Genomic DNA, 14,122 nt, shown 5'->3' with positions numbered 1-14,122 from the left:
TAGGTCCCCGCGCTCATCGGTAGGCGGCCAGCACGTCCACGACGAAGACCAGGGTGTCGGCGCCGCGGATGCCGAAGGCGGGCAGGCCGGCGCTGCCGTAGGCCGTCCGCGGCGGGGCGACGACCAGGACGCGGCTGCCGACGGGCACGCCGGTCAGCGCGCGTTCCCACGCCTCGATGACGCCGCCGTCGCCGACCGTGAACGCGCGCGGCCGCCCGCTCGTCCAGGTGGAGTCGAACACGCGCCGCCGCTCCCATACCGCGCCCTCGTACTGCGTGACCACGAGCTGCCCCCGCCCGACCCGCGGCCCGTCACCCCTGACCAGGACCTTGGCGGCATAGCGTGCGGGCGGCCGGGCGAGCGGCAGCGACAGCACCGGTCGCGCGCCGCCGCCGACCCTGATTCCCGCGTACGCGCCCGCGCGCCCCTGGACCGACTCGCCCTTGGCATGCGCGCCCAGGATGTCGATCACGTAGAAGAGCCCGTCGGACGGGCCGACGCCCTGGGGCGGGTTGGCGCCGAAGCCCTCGGCCGGCGGGATGGCGGCGATCACCCGGCTGCCCACCGTCCGCCCGCGCAATGCCTTGTCCAGCCCCGGAACGAGCTGCCCGACGGGGAAGGCCGCCGGAGCGCCGCGGGTGAAGCTGGAGTCGACCTGGCGGTTCTCCCGGCCGTCCCAGACATGCGCGGTGTAGTGGACGATCGCCACGTCCGTCGCGCCCAGCCGGGCGCCCTTTCCCGCGGTCAGCTGGTCGATCTGCAAACTCCCCGAGGGCCTGCCCGCGGGGAAGGCCACCGAGGGCCTGGCGCCGAACGCACCGCCGACCCTCAGCCCGGGGTCCTGCGCGGCGGGGGCGGTGCACGCGCTCAGCGCGAGGGCCGGGATCAGGAGCAGGGTCGGCCGCATCGACGTCCTTCCGCACCAACGCCAGTGGCCCGGGGCGATGCCCCGGGCCACGAGATGCTACCGCGTTGTCAGACCAGGCGTCAGTAAGCCGCGAGGACGTCCACGACGAACACGAGCGTGCTGTTGGCGGGGATGCCGTTCTGCTCCTTGTCGCCGTAGCCCATGGCGGGCGGGATGCTCATCACGACGCGGCTGCCGACCGGCACGCCGACCAGGCCCTTCTGCCAGCCCTGGATGACGCCGCTCAGCGGGAAGTTGGCCGGCTGGCCCCGCTCCCAGCTGGAGTCGAACTGCTTGTCGGTGCCCCAGATCTTGCCGGTGTAGTGCACGTCGAGGGTCTGGTTGGCCGCGACGGGCTTGCCGGTGCCCTTGATCACGGTCTTGACGACCAGGTCCTTGGGCGCCTTGTCACCGGTCTTGGTGGTCAGCGTGGGCGCCTTCTCGCCGCCCGGGCTCACGACCTTGACGCCCTTGATGGACTCCTTGGTCTCCTCACCGGTGGCGGCCTTGAGCGCGACGGGCGCGCCGCCGACCACGTCCAGCACGAACACCTTGGTCGGCTGGGCGGCGGCCTGCTGTTGCTGCTGCTGCGGGGCGGCGTCGGCGGCCAGGACCGCCAGCAGCCTGCCGCCGTGCTTGACCTTGGCGAAGCCGTCCTGCAGGACCTTGGGCAGCTGCTGGTCGATCGCGATCGTCTCCGGCTGCTTGGAGTCGTAGGAGGAGCCCTGCAAGGCGTTGGTCTTGCCGTCCCAGTCGTAGACGGTCAGGTTGACGATCAGCTTGTCGCCGCTCTTGATCGCGGGGCCGGTGCCCGCGTTGATCACCTCATAGGACGACTTGGCGGCGGGCGTACCCGAGGGGAAGGTCACCGTCGGCTTGACGTTGAGGTTGCCTGCGACCTTCACCCCCGACGACGCGGTGGCCGATGTGGAGCCGGTCGGCTCGGCGGTACCGCACGCGGCGGCGGTGAAGATCAAAGGCACGGCGGCCAGTACGGCCAGGCGGCGGCGCATGGACTTCCCTCGGGACAGACGTCTAGGTTCGCGCCACCCTATCCGAGACCGATGTAGGCCCGGGGTAAACGACCCACTACATTCCGGCGATGAGCTTGTCCACCCTCTCGTCCACACTGCGGAACGGGTCTTTGCACAGCACGGTGCGCTGCGCCTGGTCGTTGAGCTTCAGATGCACCCAGTCGACGGTGAAGTCGCGGCGCTTCTCCTGCGCCTTGCGGATGAACTCGCCGCGCAGCCGCGCCCTGGTGGTCTGCGGCGGCACCGACTTGGCCTCGAAGATCTTCAGGTCGGAGGCCACCCGCTCCACCGCGCCGCGCTTCTGCAGCAGGTAGAACAGCCCGCGCTTGCGGTGCACGTCGTGGTAGGCCAGGTCGAGCTGCGCCACGCGCGGCGAGGACAGCGGCAGGTCGTACTTCTTGCGGTACCGCTCGATCAGCTGGTACTTGGTCACCCAGTCGATCTCGCGCGAGACCAGGTCGAGGTTGCCCGTCTCGACCGCGCGCAGCGTGCGCTCCCACAGCTCCAGCACCCGGTGGGCGATCGGGTCACCGCCCCGGCGGTCGACGAAGTCCTTCGCCTTGGACAGGTACTCCTGCTGGATCTCCAGGCTGGAGGCCTCGCGCCCGTTGGCCAGCCGTACCCGGCGGCGGCCCGTCATGTCGTGGGAGACCTCGCGGATGGCCCTGATCGGGTTCTCCAGCGACAGGTCGCGCATCACCGTGCCCGCCTCGATCATGCGCAGCACCAGGTCGGTCGCCCCGACCTTGAGCAGCATCGTGGACTCGCTCATGTTGGAGTCGCCCACGATGACGTGCAGGCGGCGGAAGCGCTCGGCGTCGGCGTGGGGCTCGTCGCGGGTGTTGATGATCGGCCGCGACCTCGTGGTGGCGCTGGAGACGCCCTCCCAGATGTGCTCGGCGCGCTGCGAGACGCAGTACACGGCCCCGCGCGGCGTCTGCAGCACCTTGCCGGCGCCGCAGATGATCTGCCGGGTGACCAGGAACGGGATGAGCACGTCGGCCAGACGGCCGAACTCCCCGTGCCGGCCGACCAGGTAGTTCTCGTGGCAGCCGTAGGAGTTCCCGGCGGAGTCGGTGTTGTTCTTGAAGAGGTAGATGTCGCCGGCGATGCCCTCCTCGCGCAGGCGTTTCTCGGCGTCGACGAGAAGGCCTTCGAGGATGCGCTCGCCCGCCTTGTCGTGCGTCACGAGTTCGACGACGTTGTCACACTCGGGGGTGGCGTACTCGGGGTGGCTGCCCACGTCGAGGTAGAGGCGGGCGCCGTTGCGGAGGAAGACGTTGCTCGATCGGCCCCAGGACACGACTCGGCGGAAGAGGTAGCGCGCGACCTCGTCCGGAGACAGCCTGCGCTGTCCCCTGAACGTGCAGGTCACGCCATACTCGTTCTCGAGTCCGAAGATGCGACGATCCATCACCTCACACTATGCCCACGGATCGGCGAGCGGGAGGGATCTTGCCTGGCGTTTTTGCGCCGCCCGCGCCGCATGTCCCGACATATCACGCTTTGTGCGGTACGCCATGTGGTGCGGCGTGTGGTGTGCCGTGTGATGCGCCGCCCAGCATGCGGCTCTTGCCGGCCAGGATGTGCTCCTCCATCAGGTGGCCGACCGTGACCGCGTCGCCGGCGGCGATGCGCTCGACGATCTCCCGGTGCTGGGCGTTGGAGATCTGCCGGGCGGCGTCCGGCTCCAGGCCGTGCCGCCGGAACAGGTGCAGTTCCTTAGAAATATCGTCATAAAGCTCAACCAGACGGGGATTGCCGGACAACGCCACCAGGCGCCGGTGCAGGTCCACGTTGAGCGGATAGTAGTGATCCATGTCGGCGCAGTCCCGGAGCCGCTCGACCACCTCCAGCAGCCCGGCGACGTCGTCCTCGCCGGCCCGCTCGGCGGCCAGCCGCCCGGCCAGCCCGAACAGGCTCGCCCGGATGTCGTAGAGCTGGGCCGCCTGCTCGACCGAGATCTCCCTGACGAACATGCCGCGGTTGGCCCGGAACTCGGCCAGCCTGCTGCGTTCGAGCTGGCGGCAGGCCTCGCGGACCGGCCCGCGGCTGACGCCCAGCCGCATGGCCAGCGCCGACTCGTTGATCCGGTCACCGCCTTTCAGCGTGCCGTTGATGATCATGTTTTCGAGCTCTTCGACGATCAGCTGGGGAAGTGAGGTGGCCTGCCGCTCGGCCACCCGGCGCCGGAGCGCGTCGGTGTAGTCGCCCACCCGATCTTCCCTACCCCAGCCTTCCACAAATTGCAAATCGTTGACAGTTGACGATTTTCGGGGGGAAGCTCCTTCCACCACCCCCTGGACGAAGGAACAGCATGAAGATCAAGGACATCCGGGCCGGCGTGCACACCACCTCGATCGAGGTGCCGCTGCTGGAGGGCCGGGTCGACGGGTACGGCAGAGCCGAGCAGAAGGAGTTCGTCTTCTGCGAGGTCGAGACCGACGAGGGCCTGACCGGCGTGGCCATCACCGGCCACTTCCTGGCCCGCTCCGTCGTCGCCGCCCTGGAACACCACTTCCTGCCCATCGTCGCCGGCCTCGACCCGCGCGAGGTCGAAGCCGTCCACCAGCGCGTCTGGCAGAAGCTCAACCCCCGGACGATGACCGGCGTGGTCTCCAGCGCCCTGTCCCTGCTGGACATCGCCCTGTGGGACATCGCCGGCAAACACGAGGGCCGCACGGTGGCCTCCCTGCTCGGCGGCGCCCGTACACAACTGCCGGTGTATGTGACCTTCGGCTTCCCGCAGTACGACAGGGACCAGCTCGCCGAGGCCGCCCGTCTCCAGGTGGCGGCCGGGTTCACCGCGCTGAAGATGGTCGTCGGCGTGGACGAGGGCGGCTGGCGCGAGGACGCCCGCCGGATCCGGGCCGTGCGCGAGGCGGTGGGCGGCGACGTTGACCTCATGATCGACGCCAACTACCTGTTCACCCCCACCGAGGCCAAGTACCTGGCCCGCGCCGTCGAGGACTGCGACCTGACCTGGTTCGAGGAACCGCTGCACCAGAACGACGCCCGCGCCCTGGCCGACCTGCGCGAGCACACCTCGATCCCGCTGGCCGCCGGGCAGATGGAAGGCCACCGCTGGCGCCTGCGCGAACTGGTCGAACGCCGCGCCGTGGACATCCTGCAGCCCAACCCCTGCTACTGCGGCGGCTTCACCGAGGCGCGCAAGGCCGCCCACCTGGCCCAGATCTACAACCTGCCGATCGCGCACGGCGGCGGGTGGCCGCTGTTCAGCATGCACACCCTCGCGGGGCTGATGAACGGCTGGATCCTCGAATGGCACCTCGGCATGGGCCAGGTCGGCCGGCAGCTGTTCCCCGGCTCCCCCGCTCCGGAGGCCGGGAAGATCTCGCTGTCCGGCCGGCCGGGGCTCGGACTCGACGTCGACCGCGGCGCGCTCCGCGACACCCTGGTGCGGTAGCCATGCGGGCGTTGGCGCGTAACACCAGCATGCAGGTGCTCGTCGCGGCGGTCGCCGCCGCGATCTTCGGGTTGCTGTGGCCGGAGACCGGCGCCCAGCTCAAGCCCCTGGCCGACGTCTTCATCGCGCTCATCAAGCTGGTGATCGCGCCGGTGGTGTTCCTGGTCGTGGTCAGCGGCATCGTCTCGGCGGGCAACCTGAAGTCGGTCGGCAGGATCGCGCTGAAGGCGATCATCTACTTCGAGATCGTCACCACGCTCGGCATGCTCATCGGCCTGGCCGCCGTCAACCTCCTGCGGCCCGGCGCGGGGGTCGCCCCGCCCGCCGGCGCCTCGGAGGAGCTGACGGACTACGTCAAGGGCGGCACGGAGCGTACCTTCGCCGACTGGCTCACGCACATGATCCCCGACAACGCCGTCGGCTCCTTCGCCACCGGCGAGGTCCTCCAGGTGCTGATCTTCGCCGTGCTGTTCGCCCTGGCCCTGCTCGCCCTGCCGCCCGAGGTGGGCGAGCCCGTCGCCCGCGGGTGCACGCGCCTGGCCGAGGTGTTCTTCAGCATGATCCGCTTCATCATGTACCTGGCGCCGATCGGCACCTTCGGCGCCGTCGCGTACACGGTCGGCAAGTACGGCCCGGAGACCCTGACCGCGCTCATGAAGCTCGTCGGCGTCTCCGTCCTCGCACTGGCCGTCTTCATGCTGGTCGTCCTGGTCCCGATCTGCCGTATGGCCGGCTTCTCCTATCTGCGCCTGGTCCGCGCTCTGCGCCGCGAGCTGTACATCGTGCTCGGGACGTCCTCGTCGGAGTCGGTCATGCCGCAGCTCATGGCCCGCCTGGAGGAGTTCGGCTGCAAACGCTCGGTGGTCGGCCTGGTCGTCCCGACCGGCTACTCCTTCAACCTCGACGGCGTCGCCGTCGTCATCCCCATCTGCGTCGTCTTCATCGGTCAGGTGTACGGCGTGCCGCTCGGCCTCGGCGACCAGCTCCTGCTGTTCCTGGTCTTCCTGGTGCTGTCCAAGGGCACCGCCGGGGTCACCGGGTCGGCGTTCGTGACGCTGGCCAACACCGTGGCGGCGGTGCGGCTGGTGCCCGTCGCCGGCCTCGCGCTGGTGTTGTCGGTCGACCGTTTCCTCTCCCTGATCAGGGCCGTCACGAACGTGCTCGGCAACGCCGTGGCCGCGGTGGTCGTGGCCCGGTGGGAGGAGGGCGGCCTCGACCGCGAACTGTTCGAGAAGACCATCGGCGGCCCACGCAAGGAGAAGGCCCATGCCGCGGATCATCGCCATCCATGAGGGAACCGTCCCGATCAGCTCGTCCATCGCCAACGCCTATATCGGCTTCGGCCGCATGGACTGCTCCATCGTGGCGGTCGTCAGCGACGTCATGAGGAACGGCCGCCCGCTGACCGGCTACGGCTTCAGCTCCAACGGCCGCTACAGCGCGGGCGAGATCATCCGCCGCCGCGTCGCGCCCCGCCTGCTCGAAGCCGATCCGGACCGCCTGCTGACCGACGACGGCGTCACCTTCGACCCGGTCAAGGCGCTGCCCGTCATGACCGGCGACGAGAAACCCGGCGGCCACGGCGAACGTTCCGTCGCGGTCGGCGTGCTCGACATGGCCCTGCACGACCTGGCCGCCAAGATCGAGGACAAGCCGCTGTACCGCTGGCTGTGCGAGCGCCACGCCCTCGGCGAGCCGGACGGGTCCGTCTTCGTCTACGCCGCCGGCGGCTACTACTCCCCCGGCAAGACGCTCAAGGACCTCCAGGCGGAGATGCGGCGCTTCCTCGGCCTCGGCTACACCACCGTCAAGATGAAGATCGGCGGCGCGTCGCTGCGGGAGGACCTGCGCCGCGTCGAAGCCGTCCTCGACGTCGTGGACGGCGCCCACCTCGCCGTGGACGCCAACGGCCGCTTCGACCTCGCCACCGCCCTGGCGTACGGCGCGGCCCTCGAACCCTACGGCCTGGCCTGGTACGAGGAACCCGGCGACCCGCTCGACCACGCCCTGCACGCCACCCTGGCCGAGCGGTACCCGGGGCCGCTGGCCACCGGCGAGAACCTCTTCTCCCTGCCCGACGCCCGCAACCTCCTGCGGTACGCCGGCATGCGCCCCGACCGCGACCTCATCCAGATCGACCCGGTCCTCAGTTACGGCCTGGCCGAATACCTGCGCATCCAGGCCATGCTCCGGCGGCACGGCTGGTCCGCCCGGCGCTGCGTCCCTCATGGCGGGCACCAGTTCGCCCTGCACATCGCCGCCGCCCTGAAGCTCGGGGGCAACGAGTCCTACCCGGGCGAGTTCGAGCCCACGGGCGGCTTCGCCGACGACGCCGTGGTCGAGGACGGCCACCTCCGGCTACCCGACCTTCCGGGCATCGGCCTGGAGAACCAGACGAAGCTCCACAAAATCCTCCAATCCCTTCACCCCTAAAACCCCCGGTCAAAGGGCGGGACTGGAGAGCGAACCCCACCGCGGGCGAGGTCGTGCCGGAGTTCCTACCCACCACGGGCATCGGGCCGGAGGGTGGATCGGGCTGCGGGGTGCGCCGGTAGCCGGCCCGCGGGGCGGGCGTCGCGGCGGCCCGCCACGCGCGCCGGCCCGCCGTCTCCCTGGACGGAGGCCGGGCACGTGCGGCGGGTGGGGGTGGGCGCGGCTGGGCCGTAACGGACCGTCGCGCTGTTGACTGAGCGTCACCGCAACGACAGCCGCGGCCAATCGGCGACGTCGCGGAGGAGCTGCCGGTCGTGGGTGGCCATGACCACGGCGGCGGCCGTCGCGTGGAGGGCCTGCGTGAGTTCCTCCACCAGCGCCATCGACAGGTGGTTGGTCGGCTCGTCCAGCAGTACCACCTGCGGGCGGGCCGCCAGCAGCAACGCCAGGTCCAGGCGGCGCTGCTGGCCGATCGACAGTTCCGACACCGGACGGTGCGCGGCCTGCGACGGCAGCAGGCCCAGGCTCGACAGGCCCAGCCGCTCCGCCTCCGCCAGCACGCCGGTGCTGACCAGCCGCGCCATCGCGGCGTCGAACACCTCGTGGGCCGGTCGCCGCGACGGCTCCGGGGACTCCTGCGACAGCAGTCCCACCCGCCCGCCGCGCTGCACACTGCCCGCGCCGGGTTCGAGCCTCTGCGCGAGTACGGCCAGCAGCGTCGACTTGCCGGCGCCGTTCGGACCGGTCACCACGAGGCGGTCGCCCGCGCGCAGGTGCACCGACTGGGGTCCACGCAGCCGCCCGGCCACCTCCACCCCGTCGGCGCGCAGCAGCGTCACGCCGGGCGGAGCGGGCAGCGGCGGCGCCTGGAAGCGCATCGGCGGCTTCGGCACGTCCAGTACCTGCGCCTCGAGCGCCTCCTGCCGCCGGTGCACGGCCCGCACCAGCGCGGGCGCCCGGGTGGCACGCGTGTGCTTGCCGGTGCCCTTGTCGGGACGCCAGCCGGTGCTGAGCCGGTTCTGCGCGGTCGACAGGTCGTCGGCCAGGCGCTGGCGTTCGCTCTGCTGGTCGCGGTAGTCGGACTCCCAGCGTTCGCGCTCGGCCGTGCGGCCCTCGCGGTAGCCCTCGTAGCCGCCGCCGTACGTACGGGGACGGCCGTCGCGGGTCGGGTCGAGGTCGAGCACGGTGGTGACGACGTCGCTGAGCAGGGCGCGGTCGTGGCTGACCAGCACCACGCCACCAGGGTGCTCGCGCAGCCGGGCGGTCAGGTAGTCCAGGCCCGCCGCGTCGAGATGGTTGGTCGGCTCGTCGAGCAGCAGCAGGTCGTGCCCGGCGCCGAGCAGGCAGGCCAGCCGGATCCGGTAGCGCTGACCGACCGAGAGCCCCGCCAGCGGCCGGGCACGGTCGTCGACGGCGCCGAGCGCGGCCAGCGAGACGTCCACGCGCCGGTCGGCCTCCCACGCGCCGATCGACTCGGCGTCGGCCAGCGCGCGTTCGTACTCCTGCTCGGCGCCCGGCCGCCCCTCGGCCAGCGCCTCCGTGGACTCCTCGAACGCCGCCAGGACCCGCCGTACCTCGGCGAGCTCGACGTCGATGAGATCACCGACGGTACGGTCGTCGCCGACCGGCATCTCCTGGTCGGCCACGCCGATGGTGCCGGCCCGGCTGACCTCGCCCGCGTCCGGAACCAGAGCTCCGGCCAGGACCTGCAGCAACGTGGTCTTGCCCCGGCCGTTCTCACCGACGACGCCCAGGCGTTCGCCCGGGGAGACGGTGAGGTTCACACCGACCAGGACCGGCCGCCCGCCACGCGTGACGCGAAGATCGGTGGCGCTCAGGTGGGCGCGGGCGCGCAGGGAAAGAGCGGTAGACACACTTCCTCCAAGAACGGGGCTCAACCCCGCGAAAAGAATCGGACGGCGGATACGCCTCGCCGCGCCCGGGGCCGCTCATGGGGCCGCGTCGGGCGTAGTCGGGGGCTTGGCGCCGTCCCTCTTAGAGGAAGAAGTAATAGTGCATGAAATGAGCATATCGGACAGGCCGCAGGGTCCGCCCCTCATTTTCCGGTACGGCCGGCGAGGTCGGCGAAGACCACGACGTTGTCGGCGTACTCGCGCCTGACCGGGTCGAACGTCCCGCCACAGGTGATCAGGCGAAGTTCCGGGCGGTCGGTGTCGGTGTAGACGCGCTCCGACGGGAAGTGCCGTTTGGGGAAGGCCTCGACCGAGCGGACCCGGAACATGGCCGTCGAGGCGTCGGCCCGGGTCACCCTGATCAACGCGTCGGGCCGGAGGGTGGCGACGCCGTGGAAGACGGCCGGGCCGGTGGTGGAGTCCACATGGCCGAACAGGGCGGCGGCGCCCGGCTCACCCGGCGCGGGTCCGTGCTTGTACCAGCTGACCAGGTGCGCCTGACGCGCCGACGGGACGCGGGCGGTGCCGTCCTTGTTGAGGCCGCGCGGGGCGATCCCGGCCTTGACCTTGAGCCCGGGGATCTCCAGGCGAACAGGGGCAGATCGCGGCATGGGCGCGACGGCCGCCGAGTGGACCAGCCCCTCAAGAACCTCGACGACCTTCTCCAGCGCGGGCTTCCCCACCACCACGAGAACAATCCCGGCCACCACGACCCCCACGGCCCAGGCCCTCACGAGCCCACCCCGGCCGCGGCCCTTCCCGGACCGGCCCCGCACCACACCGCGGTCCCACAGCCCCACGCCACACCCTCGCACCCCAGCGCCACACCCACCGGCGTCACGCTCCCGCCCACCGGCGCCACACCCACCGGGGCGCGCCCCTCGGCACTCGGCATCGCGCGTTCGCCGCCCAATGTCACCCGCTCGCCGGCCGGTGTCCCAGGATTGCCGAGACGGCGCATGTCAGCCCCTGCGGCGGGTACGGCGGCGCATCGCGGCGACTCCGCCGAGCGCCAGCGCTCCTACTCCGGCCCACAGGAGAGCGCCTCCCGGGGCGCCCCGTTGCAGACCGGCCTCCTCCCCCTGACCTGCCGGCTTGGCCGCATGGGCGGGTCGGGGTGTGGGGGCCGTACCGCCGAAGCCGGTGTATGCCCCGCCGTGCGGGCGGCCTCCCACCACGGTGAACGCGGCCCGGCTGGTCGGCTCGTCCTCGTCGTCGCAGTACCCGTAGACCGGCTGGCGGCCCCGTGGAGTGCCGATGGGCACGCGTATGTCGTCCTCGAAACGACCGTCCCCCAGGTCGTCGATCGGGATCTCCCCGAACGAGGTGGGCCCGTCGATCATCCTCGACTCGGAATCGGGGTCGCACAGCAGCCGGACCGTCACCCATCCACCGGCCCGTACGGTCGACGGCCGCAGGCCCAGGTCCTCGTCGGCCCGGGCCGGGACCGCGGCCACCCCCAACGCCACGGTGATACCGGCCAAAGCGGCGGCGATCCCACGCATCTGCTGCCTCCAGCGGTGATCCACTTCCTCTGATCACCTACCGCCGCAAGCCCCAACGTAAGACCCACCTTGGGACTACGGGGTGTAAATCTCCTGCACTCGGACGATCTTCCCCTTGTAGACGGTGATCAGCGCCGGACGCTCGTACTGCTTGGCCCGCTTGATCAGCACCGACCGCGAGCACCGCTTGTTGCCGAGCCCGGTGTTGCGGTCCACGGTCATGTTCTGCATGGACGCCTTGCACCCGAACGCCGACAGGAACACCACGTTCTTCGCGATCGGCGAGGAGTACGCCCGCACGTCACCCTCGGGCGGCCCCACGAAGTGACCCTCGGTCTGGGTGCCCTTCTTCCACTTGATCGGCTCGTAGTCGGCCTTGACGCCGCTGACGTGGGTGATCCAGCCACGCAGGATGCCGTCGCGCCGCGAATGGACGCCCTTGGTGAAGTCGTGCCCGGGGTCCGCCTGGAAGGTGGTCCCGAAGATCTTGGGCGCCTTGAACGTGGGGATCGCCGTGAACGCGGCGGCCGTGGGCAGCGTGACGGTGCTCCGGGTGCCGGCGTGGGCGGTGCTGACGAAGGAAAGGGTCAAGGCGGCCACCGCGCCGCCCGCCAGGATGTATCGGGTCGAAGTCTTCACACGATCTACGATCCCGGCACACGTGCCCTGGTTCGCGCGGCAACACGTGACACACGTCACACCCTGTCGCCCGCGACGGCAAGTCCGGCTCCCAGGGCACCATCCGGCCCGCGACCCTGGCCGGAACGCCGCCGCGGCAGGCCGTACCCGAAAACCGGGCGCCACTCGGAACCGGGCCGAACCAGGCCGGAGGCCGACAGACAGGACACCGACGAGCACGACCGCCACACGGGCGCGGATCGGTGCCGAAGGCGAGCGGTGGTGGAACCACCGATCAGCCGCAGACGAGACACGGCCGGCGGGCGGGATCGGGAGGCTCCGGGCCGACCCCGGCGGGCGCGAGCGGGACCGGCCGGCGGGCCGCCGAGGCGAGGGCGGAGCGGGGAGTCCCGAAGCCGACGGTGCGGGAAAGAGCAGAGGGCGGGCCGGTGGAGAGGGTGGGGCCGAGAGGACGTGCGTGGGCGCCGCGGCGTTTCGCCGCGGCGCCCGATGCCGCTTCGGCCCAGAGGCCAGAGACCAGAAGCCAGAGGCCAGAGGCCAGAGACCGAGGAGCCCGTGGGCTCTGGGTCGCTACAGGGGTGAGGAGCCGTCGTCGATGTCGCCGTCCGGGCCCGTCGGCGGGCCCGTGGGGGCGTCGTCGGGTTCCGTGGCGGCAGCGGCGGGCGGGGTGGGCGGGGCGGCGGGGAGGATGCGCTCCAGGCGCGCCCCCGTCAGCCGCTGGAACTTGCGGTGCTCGCGGTTGCGGTCCAGGACCGCGACCTCCAGCTGGGCCACCGGCGGCCGTTCGCCACCGGGCTCCGTCAACGCCACCAGCGCGACCTCAAGGGCGTCGGCCAGCGGCATCGCCTCGCGGTAGCGCTCCTTCAGGCGGCCCGAGACGGCTTCGGCCTGGCCGCCCATCACGGTGAAGCCGTGCTCGTCGAAGACCGAGCCGTCGAAGGTGAGACGGTAGATGGCGTCGCCGTCGGGCGTGTCGCCGACCTCGGCCACCACGACCTCGACCTCCAGCGACTTGATCGACTCGGTGAAGATCCGGCCGAGGTTGGACGCGTAGAGGTTGGCCAGGCCGCGGCCGGTCACGTCGGAGCGGTCGTAGGTGTAGCCGTTGATGTCGGCGTAGCGGATGCCGCCCAGCCGCAGTTCCTCGAACTCGTTGTAACGCCCGACGGCGGCGAAGCCGATCTTGTCGTAGATCTCACTGATCTTGTGCAACGCCCGCGACGGGTTGGGCGCGACGAACAGGATGCCGTCCTCGTACTGCAGTACGACGACCGAGCGGCCCCGCGCGATGCCCTTGCGCGCGTAGTCCGCCTTGTCCCGCATGATCTGCTCAGGGGAGGCATATCCAAAAGGCATGGACACCGCAGGTGTTCCTTTCTAGCGCAGCGGGGCGATGGGGCCGTCAGGTGAGATCAACCGGGCTTCGAGCATCTGCTCGACGTATCCGGAGACCTCCTCGTCGGTGAGCCGGCGGAACCCGTTGGCGTCGATCACCGACACGATGGGCCAGATCTTCCTGGTCACGTCGGGTCCGCCCGTCGCCGAGTCGTCGTCGGCCGCGTCGTAGAGAGCCTGGATGAGCGCCATCACGGTGTCGTCGGCGCCGGCGCCGTCGCGGTAGAGCTTCTTCAGCGAGCCGCGGGCGAAGATGGAGCCGGAGCCGATCGCGTCGAAACGCTCCCGCTCGTACGGCCCGCCCGCCACGTCATAGCTGAAGATGCGCCCCTCGTCCTTGTCGGGGTCGTAGGCGGCGAACAGCGGCACCACCACCAGACCCTGCATCGCCATGCCGAGGTTGCCGCGGATCATCGTGGCCAGGCGGTTGGCCTTGCCGTTGACCGACAGCGTGCGGCCTTCCATCTTCTCGTAGTGCTCGAGCTCCACGCGGTAGAGCCGGGCCATCTCGATGCCGGTGCTCGCGGTGCCCGCGATGCCCATGACGGAGTAGTCGTCGGTGCGGAACACCTTCTGCACGTCACGCTGCGAGATCATGTTCCCCGATGTGGCCCGCCGGTCTCCGGCCATGACCACGCCGCCCGCGAAGGTGGCCGCCACGATCGTCGTGGCGTGCGGAACCTGGTCGCCGATCGGGGTGGCCAGGACCTCACCGCGGACCGGGAGCAATTCCGGCGCGTGCGAGCTGACGAACTCGGTGAACGACGAACTCCCCGAGTTCACGAAAAATCGGTCGACCAAGCCGGCGGGCAGATCCCTGTGCGATGCCACGCGACTCCCTCCCCAATCGTCATTACCTCTAGCCAGAC

The 14,122-nt window shown here is 70.8% G+C and carries 13 protein-coding genes; 3 read left to right on the top strand and 10 right to left on the bottom strand.

Annotation, left to right across the window (positions count from 1 at the left end; genetic code table 11):
- Positions 1-13: 13 nt before the first annotated feature.
- The 4 genes from ACIBHY_RS08640 to ACIBHY_RS08625 all read right to left on the bottom strand — a co-directional run bounded on the left by ACIBHY_RS08640 (position 14) and on the right by ACIBHY_RS08625 (position 4,157).
- The gene (locus ACIBHY_RS08640) at positions 14-907 is read right to left on the bottom strand and encodes an FKBP-type peptidyl-prolyl cis-trans isomerase (protein ID WP_397306327.1); all 894 of its coding nucleotides are present in this window, start codon (positions 905-907) and stop codon (positions 14-16) included.
- An 80-nt stretch (positions 908-987) separates the two neighbouring features.
- Positions 988-1,920 (bottom strand): FKBP-type peptidyl-prolyl cis-trans isomerase, encoded by a 933-nt coding sequence (locus ACIBHY_RS08635; RefSeq protein ID WP_397249950.1) that lies wholly within the window; start codon positions 1,918-1,920, stop codon positions 988-990.
- A 76-nt stretch (positions 1,921-1,996) separates the two neighbouring features.
- A complete protein-coding gene (gene pafA / locus ACIBHY_RS08630; RefSeq protein ID WP_379623533.1) occupies positions 1,997-3,355 on the bottom strand; it encodes a Pup--protein ligase in 1,359 nt (452 codons plus the stop codon).
- An 85-nt stretch (positions 3,356-3,440) separates the two neighbouring features.
- Positions 3,441-4,157 (bottom strand): FCD domain-containing protein, encoded by a 717-nt coding sequence (locus ACIBHY_RS08625; RefSeq protein ID WP_397306326.1) that lies wholly within the window; start codon positions 4,155-4,157, stop codon positions 3,441-3,443.
- 101 nt (positions 4,158-4,258) lie between these two features.
- Between ACIBHY_RS08625 and ACIBHY_RS08620 the strand changes: the two genes are divergently transcribed.
- From ACIBHY_RS08620 to ACIBHY_RS08610, 3 genes are read left to right on the top strand one after another with little or no spacing between them, the layout of a single operon-like run.
- Entirely contained in the window at positions 4,259-5,368 is a 1,110-nt protein-coding gene (locus tag ACIBHY_RS08620; RefSeq protein ID WP_397249954.1) for a mandelate racemase/muconate lactonizing enzyme family protein, read from the top strand.
- A 2-nt stretch (positions 5,369-5,370) separates the two neighbouring features.
- Positions 5,371-6,660 carry a cation:dicarboxylate symporter family transporter gene (locus ACIBHY_RS08615; RefSeq protein ID WP_397249956.1) on the top strand — a complete coding sequence of 430 codons (1,290 nt, stop codon included), beginning with the start codon at positions 5,371-5,373 and terminating at the stop codon, positions 6,658-6,660.
- Positions 6,635-7,801: a mandelate racemase/muconate lactonizing enzyme family protein gene (locus tag ACIBHY_RS08610; RefSeq protein WP_397306325.1), complete on the top strand. Its 1,167-nt coding sequence runs from the start codon at positions 6,635-6,637 to the stop codon at positions 7,799-7,801. Before ACIBHY_RS08615 ends, ACIBHY_RS08610 begins: the two co-directional genes overlap by 26 nt.
- Positions 7,802-8,061: 260 nt before the next feature.
- Here ACIBHY_RS08610 and ACIBHY_RS08605 read toward each other — a convergent pair whose 3' ends face one another.
- The 6 genes from ACIBHY_RS08605 to prcB form a co-directional block, all read right to left on the bottom strand.
- A complete protein-coding gene (locus tag ACIBHY_RS08605; protein WP_397249960.1) occupies positions 8,062-9,675 on the bottom strand; it encodes an ATP-binding cassette domain-containing protein in 1,614 nt (537 codons plus the stop codon).
- 182 nt (positions 9,676-9,857) lie between these two features.
- A complete protein-coding gene (locus ACIBHY_RS08600) occupies positions 9,858-10,448 on the bottom strand; it encodes a class F sortase (protein ID WP_397306324.1) in 591 nt (196 codons plus the stop codon).
- A 228-nt stretch (positions 10,449-10,676) separates the two neighbouring features.
- Positions 10,677-11,219: a hypothetical protein gene (locus ACIBHY_RS08595; protein ID WP_397306323.1), complete on the bottom strand. Its 543-nt coding sequence runs from the start codon at positions 11,217-11,219 to the stop codon at positions 10,677-10,679.
- 75 nt (positions 11,220-11,294) lie between these two features.
- Positions 11,295-11,858, bottom strand: coding sequence for a hypothetical protein (locus tag ACIBHY_RS08590; RefSeq protein WP_397306322.1), 564 nt, complete (start codon positions 11,856-11,858; stop codon positions 11,295-11,297).
- A 570-nt stretch (positions 11,859-12,428) separates the two neighbouring features.
- Complete coding sequence (gene prcA / locus ACIBHY_RS08585; protein ID WP_397249968.1) at positions 12,429-13,214, bottom strand: proteasome subunit alpha; 786 nt, start codon at positions 13,212-13,214, stop codon at positions 12,429-12,431.
- Positions 13,215-13,235: 21 nt separating this feature from the next.
- The gene (gene prcB / locus ACIBHY_RS08580; protein WP_397249970.1) at positions 13,236-14,084 is read right to left on the bottom strand and encodes a proteasome subunit beta; all 849 of its coding nucleotides are present in this window, start codon (positions 14,082-14,084) and stop codon (positions 13,236-13,238) included.
- Between the last annotated feature and the right edge of the window lie 38 nt (positions 14,085-14,122).

This window comes from Nonomuraea sp. NPDC050547, from assembly GCF_044457345.1.
GTDB lineage: Bacteria > Actinomycetota > Actinomycetes > Streptosporangiales > Streptosporangiaceae > Nonomuraea.
This window is presented reverse-complemented; position numbering and strand designations above follow the sequence as displayed.